This window comes from Neoaquamicrobium microcysteis (assembly GCF_008180155.1).
GTDB classification, from domain to species: domain Bacteria; phylum Pseudomonadota; class Alphaproteobacteria; order Rhizobiales; family Rhizobiaceae; genus Aerobium; species Aerobium microcysteis.
Genome location: NZ_VSZS01000064.1, coordinates 277,755 through 296,350, shown reverse-complemented (window position 1 = coordinate 296,350; position 18,596 = coordinate 277,755). Strand labels below are relative to the sequence as shown.

The window sequence follows — 18,596 nt, the reverse complement described above, 5'->3', positions numbered from 1 at the left end:
ACCTCACGACTCCGGGAAGCCGCCCAGTTCCAGCAGGCGGTTGCGGTCGTCGATGTCGATGTTGATGTCGAAGACGACCCCGTCGGTGCGGTAGACGAGCTGCGCGAGGCAGATCACCTCCTTGCGCGCGTTCTGGAAGATGCGGCGCACCCGCACCACGGGGTCGTGCACCCTTATGTCGAGTTCGGCCGCTTCCTGCGGCATGGACGATACGACGCGAAACGTCTGGCGCACCTTGGTCAGCCCCACCGCCTTGGTATCGTAGAGCAGCGTGCTGATGAGTTGCGTGGCCCAGAGGTTCTCGGGGATAGCGCGGTAGGCGCTGTCGGCCACGAGATATTCGCCGACGATGAAGGGCGCACCGTGGCGCGCGAAGATGCGCTTCATGTAGCGGTAGTGTTCGAGCGGCTCGCCGTCCTCTGGCGCGATCCTCAGTTCGCCCTCGGCCGGCCGCGAGGCAATGACGCGGAAGCTCAGCTCGCTGCCCGGATGCGACGGCGATCGCGTCAGGCCGTAAGGCACGGATGGCGGCATATCGGGTTTAGCCGTCACGAAGGTTCCCCGTCCCCGCTCGGCGCTGATGAGGCCTTCCTTCTCCAGCCCGGCCAGTGCGTGGCGCACGGTCATCGGCGAGACGCCGAAGCTTGCGACCATCTGCTTGAGTGTGGGCAGCCTGTCGCCTACCAGCCAGGTGTCGTCGGCGATCTGCCTGCGGATGATGGCGGCCAGCTGGACGTAATAGGGCGTACCGTCCTCCCGCAGCATCTGCTTGTGTTCGGCAGCGTTCGACAACAGCGTGACATCCTTTCAGCACGGGCCCGTGCACTCTCGTTACTGCATGCCGCTCGCCCGAGGCAATCCTCGCCGATTTGCCCGCATGCATGAAAAAACCGTTTGTGGCTATAGCACGATAATGATAAAGTGCTAGAACTATATCACAATCGAACCTGTTCCGGTTGTGGGAGGAAACCGGCCCCGGCTAGGATGCCGCGGCCACACACTCAGGCTGGGAGGGCCGATATGAGACGGTGGATTGCAGGATCATTGATGTCGTGCGCGCTGGCGCTTGCCGCAGGGCAGGCGTGGGCGCAGGAGGCGGGCACGTTCAGGTATGCCGAACAGGTAAAGCTCATCACCATGGACCCGCAGCAGCAGAGCGGCAGTGGCGTCCCTTTCTTGCGGCCGGTCTATGAATCGCTGTTCGAGAAAGGTCCCGACGGCGAGAACGTGCCCCTGCTCGCAACCGGCTACGAGGTAGACGGGCTCGACGTCACAATCACGCTTCGCGAGGGCGTCAGCTTCAGCAACGGCGAAGCCTTCAACGCCGAGGCTGCGGCCGCGAACATCAACCGCGGCATCAAGCTCGACGTGATCGAGGGCCTGAGGACGGTGGAGAGCGCCGAGGCCGCCAACGAGTACACGCTGCGCATCAAGCTCAAGGAACCCGACCCGGCGATCATCAACAGCCTGTGCTACACCGGCGGCATGATGATCGCGCCGGCCGCGCTCGACGATCCCGCAGTGGACCGCAACCCGGTCGGCACCGGCCCCTATGTCTACAATGCGTCGGAATCGCGCGAGGGCGAGGTGCGCGTCTACACGCCGAACCCGACCTACTGGGACAAGGACAAGATCGGTCTCGCCCGCTACGAGGTCTGGGAAATCCCCGACGACACCGCCCGCCTGAACTCGCTGCGCACCGGGCAGATCGACGCCGGCAACTGGCTGTCCAACGCTCAGGCCGCGATCATCGACCGCGCGCCAGACCTCGAGCTCATCCGCCACAATGGCGGCCTCAACTATCACGTCATCATCTCCGACCGCGAAGGCACAGTCGTACCCGCCTTCGCCGATCCGCTGGTGCGCAAGGCGATGGCGCTCGCCATCGATCGCGACGCCTTCAACCAGGCGATCCAGTTCGGTCTTGCGGTCAAGTCGTTCCAGCCCTACGGCCAGGGCGACTGGGCCTACGATCCGTCGCTCGAGGGCGTGTACGAATACGATCTCGACAAGGCCCGCGAACTGATGGCGCAGTCCGGGTTCCCGGAAGGCTTCACCTTCGACATGCCGTCGATCCCCATCTACCAGTCGCGTCTGGAGGCGCTGGCCGGGTTCTTCCAGGAGATCGGCATCACGATGAACATCGTGCCGCTGGAGCCGGGCACGCTGGCGCGCCGCAGCCGCACGACCGACTTCCCCGCCACCAACCTCGTCTGGAACACCATCACCGATCCGAAGTTCGTGGCGCTGCGCTACATCTACGAGGATGCGGCCTACAACCCGTTCAAGGCGAAGCCGAGCGACGAGCTTCTGGCGCTGGCCGAGGAGGGGCTCAACTCCGTCGAGAGCGAGGAGCGCGCACCCGCCTACAAGAAGATGGCCGCACAGCTCGCCGACGAGGCGTTCCTGATCTTCGTCACCAATGCGCCGATCCTGTTCGGCGTCAGCGAGAAGACCGCGAACAATCCTTCCGTCGTCTATCGCTACGGTGAGGACTCGATCAATCTTCGCGGGCTCGTTGCGAACGACTGACGGCGGATACCCATGTTCAGGCTCATCGCTCACCGGCTTCTCGCGCTGGTACCCCTGCTGCTCATCGTCTCGGTGCTGACGTTCTCGTTTACGTCGCTGCTCCCGAGCGACCCGGTCGATCTGATCCTCGGCGACACCGGCACGCAGGAACAGCACGAAATGCTGCGTGAGCGGCTGGGCCTGAACGAACCCGTGGTCGTACGCTACTTCCAGTGGCTCGGGCGAGCCGCGCAGGGCGACCTCGGCACCTCATTCTTCAACAGCGTCAGCGTCACGAGCGCCGTGATGCAGCGGCTTCCCGTCACGCTGTCGCTGACGTTCGTCTCGGCACTGATAGCGATCATCGTGGGCGTGGCGGCCGGCATCGCAGCTGCGCTACGCCCGCGTTCGTGGGTCGACCGCTTCGCCACGCTGGGCGCGACGATCGGGCAGGCGATCCCCAATTTCTGGTTCGGCCTCATCCTCGTCGCCGTCTTCGCCGTCAGCCTGCGCTGGTTTCCGGCCACGGGCTTCACCCCGATCTCGACCTCGCCGTGGGAGTGGCTGCGCAGCGTAACCCTGCCGTCGATCGCGCTCGGCCTTTCCTCCAGCGCTGCCATCGCAAGGCAGGTCCGCTCTGCCATGGTCGGCGTGCTGCAGCAGGATTATATCCGTGCCGCCCGCGCGCAGGGGCTCTCCACGCGCCGCGTTATCTTCCGACACGCGCTCACCAACGCGATGATACCGGTGGTCGCCGTGCTGTCCTTCCAGATCACCGTGCTGCTCGGCGGCGCGCTGATCGTCGAGCAGGTCTTCGCGATCAACGGGCTCGGCACCCTCGCCATCACCGCCGTGCGCCAGCAGGACATTCCCATGCTTCAGGGGCTCGTGCTGGTCATGGTCGCTCTCGTCGTCGTCGTGCAGCTCGCCACCGACGTGATCTACGGACTTCTCAACCCCAAAGCGCGTCCCTCGTGAACCCCAGCTCCGCATCACATATCCGGCCCGTGCCGCGCCGCTTTCGCTGGCGGCTCAACGCGACGTCGGTCATCACCGTCACGACAGTGTCGGTGCTCGTCCTGCTTGCGCTGCTCGCGATCTTCGCGGACTGGCTGGCGCCCTACAACCCGCTGCAGCAGAACCTCATCAAGGCCCTGCAAGGCCCTTCGGCCCAGCATTGGCTCGGCACCGACGATCTCGGCCGAGACGTGCTCAGCCGCCTCATCTACGGCTGCCGCATCGCCATCATCGCAGCCGCCGAGGCCACGGCCATCGCGATCATCCTCGGCGTGCCGCTGGGCCTCTTCATCGGCTACAAGGGCGGCTGGTGGGACTGGGTGGTGATGCGCATGGTCGAGGCGATCGTCTCGATCCCGGGCATCATGGTCGCCATCGTCATCATCGCGCTGCTCGGTCCGGGCCTTCACCGTGCGATGATCGCGCTCGGCATTCTGTTCTCCACGTCCTTCCTGCGGCTGGCGCGCGGCGTCGTGCTTGCCGAGCGCGAGGAGGTCTACGTCCGCTCCGCCCGCGTCGTGGGCGCGCCCGACAGCCGCATCCTGCTGCGCCACATCCTCCCCAACATCGCGCCTCCGCTGATCGTGCAGGTGACGCTGACGGTTGGCGCGGTGCTGCTCGCCGAAGCCGGACTCAGCTTCATCGGGCTCGGTGTCCAGCCGCCGAACGCCAGCTGGGGCACGATGCTCAACACCGCTGCCGCCTATATGGATCTGAACTGGTTCCTAGCGATCCCTCCCGGCCTGGCGATCATCGTCACGGTTCTGTCCGTCAATCTGCTCGGCGACGTCATTCGTGATTCGATCGGGCGCGGCATCGCCGTCGGCCCTAGATCGGAAACGGCAACCGCATCCACCGATACCGACGTGCCGGCCGCCGGCGCTGCCGCGAACCCCCTCCCGCCGCGCGAGGACGAGGTGTTGCGCGTGGAAGGCCTGCGGGTCGTTGTCGGCGAGGGAGCCGGCGTGCCGGTCATCACCGACCTGTCGTTCGGCATCTCGCGCGGTGAGACGATGGGGCTTGTGGGCGAATCGGGCAGCGGCAAGACGATGACCGGCCTTGCCATACTCGGCCTGATGAGCGCCGGGCTGCGCACGACGCAAGGCTCCATCGTGCTCAACGGCAAGGATCTGCGCACGCTTTCGCGCAGGCAGATCGAGCAGGTGCGCGGCAACGAGGTGGCGATGGTGTTTCAGGATCCCACCACCAGCCTCAATCCCGCCTTCACGGTCGGCAGCCAGATCGCCGAGGTGCTTCGCACCCGGCAGGGCCTGTCTCAGAAACAGGCCTGGGCGCGCGTGGTCGAACTGATCGACCGCGTCGGCATCCCGCGCCCGGAGGAGCGGGCGCGCGCCTATCCGCACGAGCTTTCGGGCGGCATGGCGCAGCGAATCGCAATCGCGCGCGCGCTCAGCTGCAACCCCTCGCTGCTGATCGCAGACGAGCCGACCACCGCGCTCGACGTGACGGTGCAGCAGGAGATCCTCGATCTCTTCCGCGACCTTCAGGACGAGTTCGGCATGGCGATCCTGTTCGTCACCCACGACCTCGCGGTGGCCGCCGACATCTGCGACCGCATCAGCGTCATGTATGCCGGCGAGATGGTAGAGACTGCCGAGGTCGGCGCGCTGTTTGCCAGCCCCCGCCATCCCTACACGCGCGGCCTGCTTTCGGCGATGCCGCACGCGTCCGACCGCAACCCGCCCCTACCCACCATTCGCGGCAACGTGCCTCGGCCGGGATCGTGGCCGACAGGCTGCCGCTTCTCCAACCGGTGTGATTTCCGGATCGCGGCCTGCGAGGCGCGTGTTCCTCTCACCGGCACCGACAGGCTGGTGCGATGCATTCGGGCCGATGAACTCCAGCTGGAGCGTGCATCGTGACGGACAGACCCCTCCTCGAGATCAACGATTTGTGGGTCACCTATTGGGGCCGCTCGCTCCTGGGCCTGTCGGGCAGGCCGTTTCATGCGGTAAAGGGTGCGAACCTCTCCATACGCCCCGGCGAAACGCTCGGGCTCGTGGGGGAATCGGGTTCCGGCAAATCGTCCATCGCCAACACGGTTCTGGGTCTGGTGCCGGCCGCCGGCGGCTCGATGCGCTTCGGCGATGAAGACCTCGCCGGGATGGGCACGCGCTATCCGTCCAACGTGCGCAAGCAGATACAGGCCGTCTTCCAGGACCCCTATTCCTCGCTCAATCCGTCCATGACGGTGGAAGAAATCGTCACCGAGCCGCTTCGGGTACACACCACGATGGGTCGCAGCGAACGGCGCCAACGCGCGGTCGAACTGCTGGAGCTCGTGTCGCTCTCGCGGGAGCACCTGGAAAGGCACCCGCACCAGTTTTCGGGCGGCCAGCGCCAGCGCATCGCCATCGCTTCGGCGCTTGCCCTGCAGCCCCGCCTTATCGTGCTGGACGAGCCGGTCAGCGCACTCGACGTGTCGACGCAGAACCAGATCATCAACCTGCTCTACGAGCGCCGCGACGCGCTCGGCATCGCCTACCTGCTGATCGCCCACGACCTTGCGCTGGTCCATCACATCTCGGACCGGATCGCGGTGATGTATCTCGGCCATATCGTGGAGGAAGGCCCTTCCGACCGTGTCTACAGGCGGCCGGCGCATCCCTATACCAAGGCGCTGCTCGACGCCGTACCGCTCCTCGATCCGCAGGCGCAGCGCGCACGCCGCGCCGCCCGAAAGGCCGCCCCGGCCATCGATGCGCCGCGCGTCTCGACGACCGGCTGCCCCTACCAGAACCGCTGCCCGCATGTCATGCCGCGCTGCCAGACCGAGATGCCGCCGGCCTATGCGGTGGACGGTGGCGGAACGGCGAGCTGCTTTCTTCATGCGGACCGCCCCGCGGTCCTGCCCGCCAGCGGCACGGGGAAGGCCGCATGATGGGAGGCTCGTATTACGCTTCGGATTTCGACGGTCACGGCGTGGTCGAAGCGCATGAGGTGCTGGCCGACCATTGGACGATCGCCGCCCAGCGCCCGCTGACCTGCCGCTGGCCGGAGCGCGGTGCACCGCAGGGCTTCGTCGTGTTCTGCCACGGCCTCGGCTCCAGCGGGTCGCAATATGCGCTGCTGTCTCGATACTGGGCGCGCCACGGCTATCTGGTCATCCATCCCACCTTCGACGACGCCATAGACGCGGTGGCCCGCAGCGAGCCGCAGCTCGGGCTGGACCCGCAGGGCGACCTCTCGCGGTGGACGGCGATGCCGGACATCAGGGCGCGGATGCACGAAATCCTGCATTCCCCCGCCCGCTGGCTGGCGCGTGTAGCTCTGGTCAACGAGGTCGTGACAGCGCTTCCTTCAATCGTGGGCGCAACCTGCGGCAGGCTCGACGGTGAGCGCGGAGCCATCGCCGGGCACTCCTTCGGCGCCTACACGGCGCAGCTTCTGGCGGGTGCGGAGATCGACATGCCGGACGGGGAGGCGCGGCAGTTTCGCGACCGGCGGTTTTCGGCCGCCATGCTTCTCAGCGCGCAGGGGCGCGACCAGCAGGGGCTGCGCGATGGCTCGTGGGACGCCATGGACGGGCCCGTGCTCAACGTCACCGGCACGCTGGATCGCGGCGCCAAGGGCGGCGACTGGCGCTGGAAATCCGAGCCGTACGAACTCGCCCCGTCGGGCTCGAAATATCTCGCCGTACTCGATGACGGCGACCATTTCCTCGGCGGTCTCACCGAGCGCGACACGCAGGCCACGGTTCCGGCGCAGCAGCAGGCCGTGAAGCAGATGGCGCTTGCCTTCCTCGACGCCCACCTTCGCCGATCCACGCCGGCGGCCGAGTGGCTGCGCGCGATAGACGACGGCGTCGGCGACTGCCGGCTCCTGTTCAAACGCAAGTAGCCGCCATGCCCACATTCTTCTCAGGAGCGCATTGATGTTTCAGCCCCTCGCCGGTCTTCGTGTCATCGATCTGACGCAGGTGCTTGCCGGCCCCTATGCGGCCTACCAGCTTGGCCTGATGGGTGCCGAGGTGCTGAAGATCGAGACGCCCGACGGCGGCGACTGGTCTCGCGACAAGGGCGACATCGCCCAGCTCAACGCCGAAGGCATGGGCATCGCCTACCTCACCCAGAATGCCAACAAGAAGTCGGTGACCCTCAACCTGAAGACGCCTGAGGGCCTTGCCGTCATGAAGCGGCTGATCGAGAGTGCCGACGTCTTCATCGAGAATTTCCGCCCGGGCGCGATCACGAGGCTCGGCCTGCCGTTCGAGACGGTTCGCGAGATCAATCCGCGCATCGTCTATTGCTCGATCTCCGCCTACGGCCAGGACGGCGAGTTCAGCCACCGGCCCGCATACGACCACGTCATCCAGGGCATGTGCGGCATCATGAAGACGACCGGAACGGTCGACACCGGGCCCCAGAAGGTTGGCGCGCCTTATGTCGACTACGCCACCGGCATGAATGCCGCGTTCGCCATCGTCTCGGCGCTGCACGAGACGCGCAGGACGGGAGAGGCGGTGCATCTCGACGTGGCCATGCTCGACACGTCCATGCTCCTGATGGCGTCGCTCGTGACAAGCCACCTCACCAGCGGGTGGATGCCCCGGCCGGCCGGCAACGAGGCGTGGAGCCAGAGCCCGTCGTCAGGCGCGTTCGAAACCAGCGACGGGCTGCTCATGGTGGCAGCCAACAACGACAAACAGTTTCGCGCGCTGTGTGCCGGCTTGGGCAGGCCCGACATTCTGGAGGACGAGCGCTGGCGCGAACCGGAGGCGCGACGCGACAACGCCGCAGCACTGCGCGCGGAGCTGGTCGGGATTTTCCTGTCGGGCACGGCCAGCGAATGGGAAAAGGCGCTCGACAGCGCGGGCGTGCCGGCGTCCAGGGTGCGCTCGCTCGACGAGGTGCTCGCCGAGGGCCAGGCCCGCACCCGCAGCTTCGCCCATGCGATGAGCTGGGATCGCCAGCCGCGAGACATCCACCTCCCCACGCTGGGCTTCAAGGTCAATCGCGAGGTCGTCGCGCCCACGCAGGCACCGCCGGAACTCGGCAGCGACACGCGCGAGGTGCTGAAAGGCATCGGCTACAGCGAAGCCGACCTTTGCCGGCTAAGCGAAGCCGCCATCATCTGAACCTTTTCAGTCGGCCACCGCGATCGCTTCGATCTCGATCTTCCATGCCGGGTCGTAGGGGCCTGCAATCACGGTGGACAGCGCCACCATGCGGTCGCCCATCACGTCCCAGCGCACCCTCGCGTTGACATCGCGCAGTTCGTAGCTGGCAAGAAACACGGTGACCTTGACGAGGTCGTCCAGCGTCATGCCGGCCGCCTTGAGCTGGCGCTCGACATTGCCCCATGCCAGCCGCGCCTGCGCCTCGAAATTGTCCGGAGCGCTGCCGGTGTCATCGGCCGGGATCTGGCCGCTGATGTAGAGCGTGCGTCCCTGCCCGCGCACCTCCAGCGCGTTGGTGTAGCGGCGATGCAGCGTCTGCGGTGCATCGGGTGCGTTGACGAGACGACGGGAAACGGAAGTGCTCATGGTCCTCCTGAGATTGTTGCGGGCGCGCGGATGTGGCAGGCGGCGCGCCAGCCTTCGCCAACCTCCACCAGCGGCGGGTGCGTCTGCCGGCAAATGTCTTGCGCGAGCGGACAGCGGGTCACGAACTTGCAGCCCTTGGGGGGGTTGGCCGGGCTCGGCAGATCGCCGGTCAGCACGATGCGCTTGCGGTTGCGCTGGGCGACGGGATCGGGCAGCGGCACGGCCGAAAGCAACGCCTCGGTGTAGGGATGCACCGGCTTGGCAAACACGTCGCCGGTTGGCCCGGTCTCCACCAGATGGCCCAGATACATCACGGCTACACGGTCGGCGAAATGGCGCACCACCGACAGATCGTGGCTGATGAACAGGTAGGAGAGACCCAGCCGCTGCTGAAGGTCGAGCAGCAGGTTGAGGATTTGCGACCGGATCGAAACGTCGAGCGCGGAGACCGGCTCGTCGAGGATCAGCAGCTGCGGGTTCAACGCCAGCGCGCGGGCGATCACGATGCGCTGGCGCTGGCCGCCCGAAAACGCGTTCGGCTTGCGCTCGGCATGCTGGGGGTGAAGCCCGACCAGACCCAGCAGTTCGGCCACGCGCTCGCGGCGCTCCCTGCGCGTTCCCACGCCGTGGATCGCCAGCGGCTCGGCGATGCTCTCGCCGATGGTGAGCTTCGGGTTCAGCGCCGAAACCGGGTCCTGGAACACGATCTGCAGCTCGCGCGACAGGGCATGCCGCATGGCGGCGTCGCCGTGCACGACCTCGCGATCCTCGAAGCGGATGGTGCCGCTGGTCGGCTTCTGCATGCCCAGAATAGCCGCCCCCAGCGTGGACTTGCCGCAGCCCGATTCGCCCACCAGCGCGACGCTCTCGCCGCGCGCGATGTCGAGGCTCACACCGTCCACCGCCTTGACCCAGCCGACCGGCCTTCCCATCAGACCACCGCGGATCGGGAAGTGGACCTTCAGGTCGCGGACGGAAAGCAGCGGCTCGCTCACAGCATCGCCTCCACACGGTCGCTATGCCAGCAGGCGGCAAGCCCCGTATCGCGGCGCGGCTCCAGCGGCGGCTGTCTTTCGATGCAGGGCTGGTCGGCCAGCGGGCAGCGCGGGTTGAAGCGGCAGCCGACCGGCCAGCTGCCGATGTCGGGCACCACGCCTTCGATCGAAGGCAGCAGCGACTTCGGCCGGCCGTCGAGGCGCGGAATGGTCGAAAGCAGCAGCCGTGTATAGGGGTGCTCCTGCCGCGCGAAGATCGCGTCCACCGGGGCCTGCTCGATGACGCGACCGGCATACATCACCGCGACCCGGTCGGCCATGTCGGCCACCACCCCCATGTCGTGCGTTATCAGCAGGATCGCCGTGCCGGTCTCGTCGCGCAGGCGCTTCATCAGTTCGAGGATCTGCGCCTGGATGGTCACGTCCAGCGCCGTCGTCGGCTCGTCGGCGATCAGCAGCTTCGGCCGGCAGATCAGCGCCATCGCGATCATCGCGCGCTGGCACATCCCGCCGGAAAGCTCGAACGGATACTGCCTGCTGCGGATTTCCGGCTCGGGAATGCCCACTTCCTCCAGCATCCCGATTGCCGCCTTGAGCGGGTCGCGGCCTTTCGCCTTGCCATGGACAACGAGACTTTCGGCGATCTGCCTACCGATCGGCATCAGCGGGTTCAGCGAGGCCACGGGCTCCTGGAATATCATGGCGAGGTCGTCGCCGCGCAGGCTGCGGCGCTGCTTTTCCGAAACCGTGGCGAGGTCCGCGTCGCCGAACAGCACGCGCCCGCCCGCAAGCCTCGCCGCCTTCGGCAGCAGCCCCATGACTGCGAAGGCCGTCATCGACTTGCCGCAGCCCGACTCGCCGACGACGGACAGGATTTCGCCCGCGTCGACCTCGAAGCTCACGCCGTCCACCACGGCATTGCCGCCGATTGTGACCTTCAGGTCGTCGACCTTCAGCACCGGGCTCATGGCGCGCGCTCCAGCCCCACGGCCGCCCATGGATGATGCGGGTGGGCCATGCCGATATTCTCGCCGCCGTCGCGCATCACCGCCGAGGGTATGGCGAAATTCACCGGGTAGAGCGTATCCTCCACGATATCGACGGGAAACTCGTCGCCCACCCGCGAGGCCACATCCGGCTTCGCCTTGCGGTTGACGCGCAGGCGCACGCCGCTTGCGTCCAGCCTCGGCGCATGGAACGCCTCTTCGAGCGGCATGCCATAGGCTGCGACATAGGAAAGGATCTGCGTGACGGCCGGCATGATCTGGCGGCCGCCGGCCGCGCCCAGCGCCAGCCTCGGCCTGCCGTCCTGCGTCGCGACCATCGGACACATATTGGCGAGCGGCCGAACCCCGGGCGCGATCGAGTTCGGCTGGCCGGGGCGCGGGTCGAACCACATCATGCCGTTGTTCATCAGCAGGTCGGTCGAAGGCAGCACCACCTTGGAGCCGAAGCGCGACAGGAGCGTGTTGGTCAGCGACACCATCGTGCCGTCACGGTCGACCACGCTGAGATGCGTCGTGCAGCTTTCGCCACTGGCATGGCCCAGCGTGCGCAGGCGATGTTCGCTGGCGCGTCGGATCGCACGGGCGAATGCAAGCGCCGTGCGACCGGAAAGGGGCTCGCCTTCCGGCAGCGCCGTTGCCAGCTCGGCGATTGCCGCCGAGAGCGTCGGCCCGCCCGACAGCCCGCCCATGGCGTGAAGGGTCATGCCCCTGAACGGCGTGGCGATGGCTTCGCGCCAGACGGGCCGATAGTCGCGCATCTCGCCCGCATCGATCGGCGAACCACCCGCATTGAGGTCGGCGACGATGGCGGCGGCAACCTCGCCTTCGTAAAAGTCCCGCCAGCCCGCGCTTGCCAGACGCTCCAGCATCGCCGCCTTGCGCGGCATGGGAATGGTGCGGCTCTTGCCTGTTTCCGGCACGCGCGGCGCGCGCCCGTTCTGCAGGAACAGTTCGGCGGATGCCGGGAAGCGGCCAAGCCCCTCGGCGTCGATGGCAAGGCACAGTACGGTGAACCAGTCCACCACCAGCCCGCGCGTAGCATGTTCGATAGCCGGCTGCAGAGCCTCAGTGAAACTGATCGTGCCGAAACGCTCCAGCGCCTGCGCCAGCCCAGCCACCGCGCCCGGCACGCATATCGAGTGATAGCCGATCAGGTTGCGGTCGTCCTTCACGGCGGGCCAGTTGAACCAGTCGCCGTCGCGGCCTTCCACCAGCGGATAATCGGCCGGGTCGATGTTGCGCGAGGCGTTGACGTTGAAGTCGAGCGTATCGACGCTGCCCGTCTGGCCATCCGCGCGCAGCAAGAACCCTCCACCGCCGATGCCCGACAGCCATGGCTCCACCACGCTCAGCGTCAGCGCCGTGGTTACGGCCGCATCCATGGCGTTGCCGCCGCGCGACAGCACGCCAGCGCCCGCCTCGGCCGCAAGCCAGTTCTGGCAGGCGACCAGCCCTCCGTCGCTGCGGACCTCGCCCTTGCGCACCATCCAGTGCTCACCCATTCGACTGTCCGAACCGGCGCGCGGCGATCGCGTCTGGGATCGTAGCCTCGACCGCGAAGCGCCCCTTGTTGACCGAGCCGGCATGCCAGGCCGCAATCTCCTGGGCGGTTGCGACCCACACGCCCTTCTCGGCGCTGATGGCATCGAGCAGTTCTTCCAGCAGTGCGATGCGCTGGGCGCGGCCGGAAATCCAGTCGTGCACCGTCAGCGTGAACAGCCCTCCATAGCGGTGCAGCGCGCGCCACTCCCTGATCCAGTCGTCGATCACGCCGCGCCCGGACTGATAGGGCCACTTGTCGCGACCGCCGCCCTCGAACTTGAAGACGATGGCGTCATCCACCATCCACTGCACCGGCAGCTCGGTAATGCCGTCGATGTCGTAGGGATGGTCCAAGCCCGACAGCGAGGAATCGTAGGCAAGACCGAGCCGCCTGATCTCGCGCAGCATATGCGGCGTCAACTCCCACGCGGGCGAGCGGAAGCCGACCGGCTCCTGCCCGGTCTGCTTCACGAACAGCTCGAAGCTCGCCTCGATCGCGCCGGTGAACTCGGCGTCGGAGACTTCCGAGACGATCTCGTGGAAATAGCCGTGCAGGCCGATCTCGTGCCCGCCTTCAAGGATGGCTGGAAGGATTTCCGGGTTCGCCTCGGCGACGTATCCCGGTACGTAGAAGCTGGCCTTGAAGCCGTAGCGCGCGAACAGGTCGAGCAGGCGATAGAGTCCGGTACGCGGCCCGAAGCGGCGAATCTCGTGCGTGGCAAGCCGCTGCGGCGCGTCCTTGCCGAGAGACCAAAGGAATGGAGAATCCGCGTCCACGTCCACCGAAAGGAGGGCTGCCGACTGCTTGCCTTCCGGCCACTCATAGTCCGGCCATGGCGATTTGATGCTCAGGCGTTCGGTCATGGTCTTCCTTTCAGAGCGCCTTCTTCTTGGCCTGATAGACGGCCTTGGTGCCGATCGAGTTGCCGCCATCCACCGTCAGCGTCGCGCCGGTGACATAGGCGCCGGCCTCCGAGGAGAGGTAGAGTACGGCGCCGACGACATCCTTCGGCGAGGACGGGCGGCCGAGCGGGATCGAGGCGATGGCGGCGCTGACGTGATCGTCCGACAGCGGGCTGACATCGCTGCCCGCCATGAAGCCCGGTTCCACCGCGTTGACGCGGATGCCGTATTCGGCAAGCTCCAGCGCGAAGCCCTTGGTCAGCCTGTCGAGCGCAGTCTTCGACGTGCAGTAGGGCACGACCGTCGTGCGCATCTTGCGCGACGCGCCGGACGAGATGTTGACGATGGAGCCGCCCTGCCCGGCAGCGATCATCTGCCTCGCGAAAAGCTGCGACAGCAGGAATGGCGCGCGCAGATTGACGTCGAACACGGCGTCCCAGTCGTCGATGTCCATGTCGAGCAGGAAGGCCGACGGGTAGATGCCGGCATTGTTGACCACCACGTCCGGCGCGCCCCATGCATCGGCAACGTCGTCGGCGAATGCCTTTATCGAGGCCGCGTCGCGCAGATCCGCGGCGATGGCGATGTGCCCATCTGAGCCTTGCTTCGCCAGCATCGCGTCGAGCTTTCCCTGCTCGCGGTCGGTCAGGCAAAGCGTCGCGCCCACCTCGCGGAAACCGTCGGCGATCCAGCCACCCATGATGCCGCAGGCCCCTGTGACGATGACCTTCTTGCCCTTGAACTCGTCTGCGAACTGCATGGTATTTCCTTAACGTGAACGGGGGTCGAGGCGGTCGCGCACGTGATCGCCGATGAGGTTGATGGAAAGCACCAGCAGGAACAGCGCGAGACCCGGAAAGGTCGCGATCCACCACGCAGTGGCGACGTAGTTGCGGCCGGTCGAAAGCATCGCGCCCCAGCTTGCCGTGGGCGGCTGAACGCCGAGCCCGAGGAAGGAAAGCCCCGCCTCGAACAGCACCATCAGACCGAATTCCAGCGTGGCCACCACGATGAGCGCTCCGGCGATGTTGGGCAGCACATGCCGCCACAAAAGCCGGAACCATCCCGCACCCATGAAGCGCGACAGGCGCACATAGGGCATGTTGGCGACCGACAGGGTCTGGCCGTAGGCGACGCGGGCGTAGCGCGGCCAGCGCGTCAGCGCCAGCACGATGACGACGTTGTAGAGGCTCGGCCCCAGCACCGCGACGGTGATGATGGCCAGCAGGATCGCCGGCACCGACAGCACGATGTCCACCAGCCGCATGATGATGGTCTCGACCCAGCCGCGATAGAAGGCGGCGACCATGCCGAGGATGGAGCCGAACACGCCGGACAGGATGACCGAGGCGAAGGCCACCAGCAGCGATATGCGCGCGCCGTGGATCACGCGGGAGAGAACGTCGCGGCCCAGCTCGTCCGAGCCCAGCAGATAGACCGCGCCGCGCGATTCGAAGCCCGGCTCCTTGAGGCGTGCAAGCAGGTTCTGGGTGTTGGGGTCCATCGGCGCGATCAGCGGCGCGAACACCGCCACCAGCACGAGGCCGAGAAGAATGAGCCAGAACGGTACGACGGCCCATGGGATCGGTTTGCGCGTAGCCGTGCGCGCAGGCGTGGAAACCCCGCCGCTCATGCGCCGGCCTCCATGCGGATGCGCGGGTCGATGAGGCTGTAAAGAAGATCGGCGATGAGGTTGAGCGTGATGGCAGTGATCGCGCCGAGCAGCACCACGCCCTGCACCACCATGAAGTCGCGTGCGTTGATCGCCTGCACGGTGAGCTGCCCCAGCCCCGGCCAGGCGAACACGGTCTCCACGATCACCGCGCCCGCCAGAAGATTGGCGATCTCCAGAGCCGCTACCGTGACGACGGGGATCGCGGCGTTGCGCAGCAGGTGGCGCATGACGATGCGGCGCATCGGCAGGCCCTTGGCGTGGCCGGTGCGCACATAGTCCTTTTCAAGCTCGTCCAGCACGGCGGTGCGCGCGACACGCGCGAACGTCGCCATCGACAGAAGCCCGAGCGCGATCGACGGCATGATGAGGCTCGCATTGGTGCGCGCGCCCGACGGCGGCAGCCAGCCGAGCCACACCGCAAACACCATGATCATCAGGATCGCCGACCAGAAGGTCGGCATGGACTGGCCGGCCAGCACGAAGCCCATCATCACCTTGGCTTCCGGCTTGCCGCGCCGCACCGCCATCAGCACGCCCAGTGGAATGCCGATGCCAAACGCCACCACCAGCGCGCCGCCCGCCAGCATCAGCGTGTAGGGCAGGCGGCTTGCGATCAGGTCCCAGACGGGAATGTTCTGGACGTAGGAGCGACCGAAATCGAATGTCAGCAGGCCGCCCATGTAATCGAGATACTGCACCGCCAGCGGGCGGTTGAAGCCCAGTGTCTCGCGCATCGCCGCGATGTCAGCCTGCGTCGCGTTCTGCGGCACCAGCAGCAGCACCGGGTCGCCCGTCAGCCGCTGGAGGAAGAAGATGAGCGTCATCACGCCGATCACGGCGATCAGCGCCTGCACGATTCTCTTCAGGAAGAACGCCGACAAGGGCTGCCTCTCGGGTTGCGCCCCGGCCCCGCCAATAGCAGGGCCGGGAGTCGGTCGGTTGCGGTCAGTCCGACCAGCTCATCCGGTTCAGGAACATGCTCTCGTTCGCGGTCGGCTGCCAGTCGAGGCCATTGGCCGCACCGTAGATGATGGCCGCCTGATAGAGCGGCACCAGCGGCACCTCCTCGGCGACGAACTCGCTCACCTGCCTGTAGGCGTCGAGACGCGCGTCCTGGTCCAGCGTGTTGCGGGCCTCGTCCAGCAAGCCGTCGATGCGCTCGTCCGTCAGCGATGACCACGAGCTGGACGAATGCAGCAGCGAGTGCAGAACTCCGTCGACGTCCTGACAGGCGCAGGACCACCGGCCGAAGGCGAGGTAGGGCTGTTCGGCAGGCTCGCTCTGCACGCGCTGGAGGTAGGTCGCCATGTCGGTGAGCTCGATCTCGGCGACGAGCCCGGCATCGCTGACCATCTGGGCGATGGCCTGCACGATGCGCTGGTCGAAGGTGGGCGAGGTCGCAAACGATATCGTCTGCCCGGCCACGCCGGCCTCCTCGATGAGCGCCTTCGCCGCCTCGGGATCGTAGGGATAGGTCTCGATGCCCTCGACAAAGCCGAAATGCGAGGGCGTCGCCATCTGGGCGAGCGGCTCGTCGTAGCCGCCCAGAATGCCCTCGACGATGCCTTCCTTGTCGATCGCCTGCGCCACGGCCTGGCGGACGCGCTTGTCGTCCAGCGGTCCGCGCTGCGGGTTGAGCTTGAGATAGCCGATGCGTTCCGTCAGCACGGAAAGCGCCTTGGCGCTGCCCGAACCCTCGATCTGGGCTGCGAGATCGGAATCGATCGTCACCGCCAGGTCGGTTTCGCCGGCCTGGAGGTTCGCGACGCGGGTCGCGGCATCGGGCACGGCGCGGAACTCGGCCGAGGCGAACGGACCCTTGTCGCCCCAGTATTCGTCGTTGCGGTCGAGCCGCACCGAAACGCCGCGCTGCCAGTTGGCGAACTTGTAGGGGCCCGAACCGACGGGGCTGGCGTTGAAAGCGTCGTCGCCGACTTCTTCCACCACATGCTTCGGCACGATCGACAGCTTGACGAGCTGCGCCAGCAGCACCGGGTACGCGCCGTCGGTCTTCAGCGTCACCTCGTATTCGCCGGTCGCCTCCGCCGACACGATCTTGTTGAACTGGCCCAGCTGCGGGCTGCCGAACGCGGGATCGATGATGCGCGTGATGGAGAAGGCGACATCCTCCGCCGTCAGTCTCTCGCCATCGTGGAAGGTGACGTCGTCGCGGATCGTGAACACGAACTCGGTGTCCGACGTGTTGGTCCAATCCGTCGCGATCTGCGGCACGATCTGCCCGTCATCGTCGCGCGTGACGAGGTTGTCGAAGATGTTGCGGTAGACGTAGTAGCTGTCCGGGTTCCACTGCTTGTGCGGGTCCAGCGAAGACGGCTCGCTGACCAGATCGACGACCAGCAGATCCTTGGCGGATGCGGCCTGCATGGCAAGGGCGGAACTGCCCAGCGCCAGCGCCAGCCCCAGCGCCAACGCAAGCGTGCGAGAGAATGTCTTCGTCATCATGCTGTCCTTGTTCCCGAGATTGGCTTGCCCGACTTCGGCTCCAGCGGCTTTTCCCTGTCGGCTGCGCGGCGAGAGGTGCGGGTTCCCACCTTCGCCTCCGATTCCAGGAAGCGGTCGAGCAGGTAGGTTTCGAGCGCCGTGTTGGCGGCGGCGAGGTGGCTCAGCGCATCTGCCTTGCGGCCATCGACAAGCGCCTCGACGAAGCGCGAGCGGTTGGCCGGCGTCAGCTTCACCGGGGCGTGCGCCTCGAAAAAGTGGACCAGCCTGATCGAGCGGTCCCACAGGTCGCTCAGCCATCCGGCGACGATCGGCATGCCGAGCCGCGCCGACAGGCATTCCAGTATCTCGCGCTCGCAGCGGCGGATGGTCGGCACCATGTCGCCGCCCAGCTCCTGGCGGTGCGTCAGGGCAACGTGCATCTCGGCCAGATTGCGCAGATGCGCGCTGTCGTTCTCGTCGAGGCTGACAGTGCACAGCAGCGGCTCGAGATGCCGGCGCGCCGCGCTCAGCTCGCGGATTTCGCCGGCCGATACGGGCGTCACCACCCAGCCGCTGCGTGCCGTCGATGTGACGAACCCGCCCGCCTGAAGCCGCGCCAGCGCCGCGCGCACCGCGCCGCGGCCAAGCCCGAACTCGCGCGCCAGCTCCGCCTCCGACAGGCGCTCTCCGGGTGCCAGAACGCAATGCACGATGGCGCTGCGCAATGCGCGCCCGGCAGCCTCGCCCTTGCCCTGCGGCGGTATGGGGGAAGCGTATACCTCTTGATCGAGCATTCGTTCTAACCTCTCAGATCGTCAATCTGTCATTGTGTACCGGCGGGCGTGAAGAACGATCATTCTCATTGCGCGGCCCGCACCGAAACCGTTTTCCGTATCCGCGCGAAACTGCGGAATCTCGCCCATAGTTCTCTGTGATCCCTTGTCCGTCAAGCCACGTTCGGCAATTTCCTGCCCACGAAACCTCATTCTATTTCGCCT

The 18,596-nt window shown here is 66.6% G+C and carries 17 protein-coding genes; 6 read left to right on the top strand and 11 right to left on the bottom strand.

Translation table 11 applies throughout. The annotated features are described in order from the left end of the window. Window positions 1-3: 3 nt before the first annotated feature. Window positions 4-792, bottom strand: a complete 789-nt coding sequence (locus FY036_RS15095; protein ID WP_148915562.1) for a GntR family transcriptional regulator — start codon at window positions 790-792, stop codon at window positions 4-6. 228 nt (window positions 793-1,020) lie between these two features. On the opposite strand from FY036_RS15095, the gene FY036_RS15090 reads away from it, so the two are divergent. From FY036_RS15090 to FY036_RS15065, 6 genes are read left to right on the top strand one after another with little or no spacing between them, the layout of a single operon-like run. Then, the gene (locus FY036_RS15090) at window positions 1,021-2,532 is read left to right on the top strand and encodes an ABC transporter substrate-binding protein (protein ID WP_161601139.1); all 1,512 of its coding nucleotides are present in this window, start codon (window positions 1,021-1,023) and stop codon (window positions 2,530-2,532) included. Between the two features lie 12 nt (window positions 2,533-2,544). Then, window positions 2,545-3,489, top strand: coding sequence for an ABC transporter permease (locus tag FY036_RS15085; protein ID WP_148915560.1), 945 nt, complete (start codon window positions 2,545-2,547; stop codon window positions 3,487-3,489). Further along, complete coding sequence (locus FY036_RS24155) at window positions 3,486-5,411, top strand: dipeptide/oligopeptide/nickel ABC transporter permease/ATP-binding protein (protein WP_148915559.1); 1,926 nt, start codon at window positions 3,486-3,488, stop codon at window positions 5,409-5,411. The genes FY036_RS15085 and FY036_RS24155 overlap by 4 nt, the downstream gene beginning before the upstream one ends. After that, complete coding sequence (locus tag FY036_RS15075; protein WP_201744773.1) at window positions 5,408-6,430, top strand: oligopeptide/dipeptide ABC transporter ATP-binding protein; 1,023 nt, start codon at window positions 5,408-5,410, stop codon at window positions 6,428-6,430. The genes FY036_RS24155 and FY036_RS15075 overlap by 4 nt, the downstream gene beginning before the upstream one ends. Beyond that, window positions 6,427-7,389: an alpha/beta hydrolase family protein gene (locus FY036_RS15070; protein ID WP_148915557.1), complete on the top strand. Its 963-nt coding sequence runs from the start codon at window positions 6,427-6,429 to the stop codon at window positions 7,387-7,389. Before FY036_RS15075 ends, FY036_RS15070 begins: the two co-directional genes overlap by 4 nt. 34 nt (window positions 7,390-7,423) lie before the next feature. Beyond that, complete coding sequence (locus FY036_RS15065) at window positions 7,424-8,626, top strand: CaiB/BaiF CoA transferase family protein (RefSeq protein WP_148915556.1); 1,203 nt, start codon at window positions 7,424-7,426, stop codon at window positions 8,624-8,626. Between the two features lie 6 nt (window positions 8,627-8,632). Here FY036_RS15065 and FY036_RS15060 read toward each other — a convergent pair whose 3' ends face one another. From FY036_RS15060 to FY036_RS15015, 10 genes are all read right to left on the bottom strand, one after another. After that, a complete protein-coding gene (locus FY036_RS15060; RefSeq protein WP_148915555.1) occupies window positions 8,633-9,034 on the bottom strand; it encodes a RidA family protein in 402 nt (133 codons plus the stop codon). After that, on the bottom strand, window positions 9,031-10,029 hold the full coding sequence (locus FY036_RS15055; RefSeq protein ID WP_148915554.1) for an ABC transporter ATP-binding protein: 999 nt from the start codon (window positions 10,027-10,029) through the stop codon (window positions 9,031-9,033). The genes FY036_RS15060 and FY036_RS15055 overlap by 4 nt, the downstream gene beginning before the upstream one ends. Continuing rightward, a complete protein-coding gene (locus tag FY036_RS15050; RefSeq protein ID WP_148915553.1) occupies window positions 10,026-10,997 on the bottom strand; it encodes an ABC transporter ATP-binding protein in 972 nt (323 codons plus the stop codon). Before FY036_RS15050 ends, FY036_RS15055 begins: the two co-directional genes overlap by 4 nt. After that, complete coding sequence (locus tag FY036_RS15045; RefSeq protein ID WP_148915552.1) at window positions 10,994-12,538, bottom strand: gamma-glutamyltransferase family protein; 1,545 nt, start codon at window positions 12,536-12,538, stop codon at window positions 10,994-10,996. Before FY036_RS15045 ends, FY036_RS15050 begins: the two co-directional genes overlap by 4 nt. Next, complete coding sequence (locus FY036_RS15040; RefSeq protein WP_148915551.1) at window positions 12,531-13,442, bottom strand: polysaccharide deacetylase family protein; 912 nt, start codon at window positions 13,440-13,442, stop codon at window positions 12,531-12,533. Before FY036_RS15040 ends, FY036_RS15045 begins: the two co-directional genes overlap by 8 nt. A gap of 10 nt (window positions 13,443-13,452) precedes the next feature. Further along, window positions 13,453-14,241 carry an SDR family NAD(P)-dependent oxidoreductase gene (locus FY036_RS15035; RefSeq protein ID WP_148915550.1) on the bottom strand — a complete coding sequence of 263 codons (789 nt, stop codon included), beginning with the start codon at window positions 14,239-14,241 and terminating at the stop codon, window positions 13,453-13,455. A 9-nt stretch (window positions 14,242-14,250) separates the two neighbouring features. After that, complete coding sequence (locus FY036_RS15030) at window positions 14,251-15,114, bottom strand: ABC transporter permease (protein WP_148915549.1); 864 nt, start codon at window positions 15,112-15,114, stop codon at window positions 14,251-14,253. Beyond that, window positions 15,111-16,037, bottom strand: coding sequence for an ABC transporter permease (locus FY036_RS15025; protein WP_148915548.1), 927 nt, complete (start codon window positions 16,035-16,037; stop codon window positions 15,111-15,113). Before FY036_RS15025 ends, FY036_RS15030 begins: the two co-directional genes overlap by 4 nt. Window positions 16,038-16,101: 64 nt before the next feature. Beyond that, window positions 16,102-17,616, bottom strand: a complete 1,515-nt coding sequence (locus tag FY036_RS15020; RefSeq protein ID WP_148915547.1) for an ABC transporter substrate-binding protein — start codon at window positions 17,614-17,616, stop codon at window positions 16,102-16,104. Then, the gene (locus FY036_RS15015; RefSeq protein ID WP_148915546.1) at window positions 17,616-18,392 is read right to left on the bottom strand and encodes a GntR family transcriptional regulator; all 777 of its coding nucleotides are present in this window, start codon (window positions 18,390-18,392) and stop codon (window positions 17,616-17,618) included. Before FY036_RS15015 ends, FY036_RS15020 begins: the two co-directional genes overlap by 1 nt. Window positions 18,393-18,596: the final 204 nt, after the last annotated feature.

What these genes read in the sequence shown, in the direction of transcription:
- FY036_RS15050 (WP_148915553.1), bottom strand. Translation starts at nt 10,997, where the DNA reads ATGAGCCCGGTGCTGAAGGTCGACGACCTGAAGGTCACAATCGGCGGC.
- FY036_RS15085 (WP_148915560.1), top strand. Translation starts at nt 2,545, where the DNA reads ATGTTCAGGCTCATCGCTCACCGGCTTCTCGCGCTGGTACCCCTGCTG.
- FY036_RS15045 (WP_148915552.1), bottom strand. Translation starts at nt 12,538, where the DNA reads ATGGGTGAGCACTGGATGGTGCGCAAGGGCGAGGTCCGCAGCGACGGA.
- FY036_RS15065 (WP_148915556.1), top strand. Translation starts at nt 7,424, where the DNA reads ATGTTTCAGCCCCTCGCCGGTCTTCGTGTCATCGATCTGACGCAGGTG.
- FY036_RS15040 (WP_148915551.1), bottom strand. Translation starts at nt 13,442, where the DNA reads ATGACCGAACGCCTGAGCATCAAATCGCCATGGCCGGACTATGAGTGG.
- FY036_RS15030 (WP_148915549.1), bottom strand. Translation starts at nt 15,114, where the DNA reads ATGAGCGGCGGGGTTTCCACGCCTGCGCGCACGGCTACGCGCAAACCG.
- FY036_RS15035 (WP_148915550.1), bottom strand. Translation starts at nt 14,241, where the DNA reads ATGCAGTTCGCAGACGAGTTCAAGGGCAAGAAGGTCATCGTCACAGGG.
- FY036_RS15060 (WP_148915555.1), bottom strand. Translation starts at nt 9,034, where the DNA reads ATGAGCACTTCCGTTTCCCGTCGTCTCGTCAACGCACCCGATGCACCG.
- FY036_RS15070 (WP_148915557.1), top strand. Translation starts at nt 6,427, where the DNA reads ATGATGGGAGGCTCGTATTACGCTTCGGATTTCGACGGTCACGGCGTG.
- FY036_RS15015 (WP_148915546.1), bottom strand. Translation starts at nt 18,392, where the DNA reads ATGCTCGATCAAGAGGTATACGCTTCCCCCATACCGCCGCAGGGCAAG.
- FY036_RS15020 (WP_148915547.1), bottom strand. Translation starts at nt 17,616, where the DNA reads ATGACGAAGACATTCTCTCGCACGCTTGCGTTGGCGCTGGGGCTGGCG.
- FY036_RS15090 (WP_161601139.1), top strand. Translation starts at nt 1,021, where the DNA reads ATGAGACGGTGGATTGCAGGATCATTGATGTCGTGCGCGCTGGCGCTT.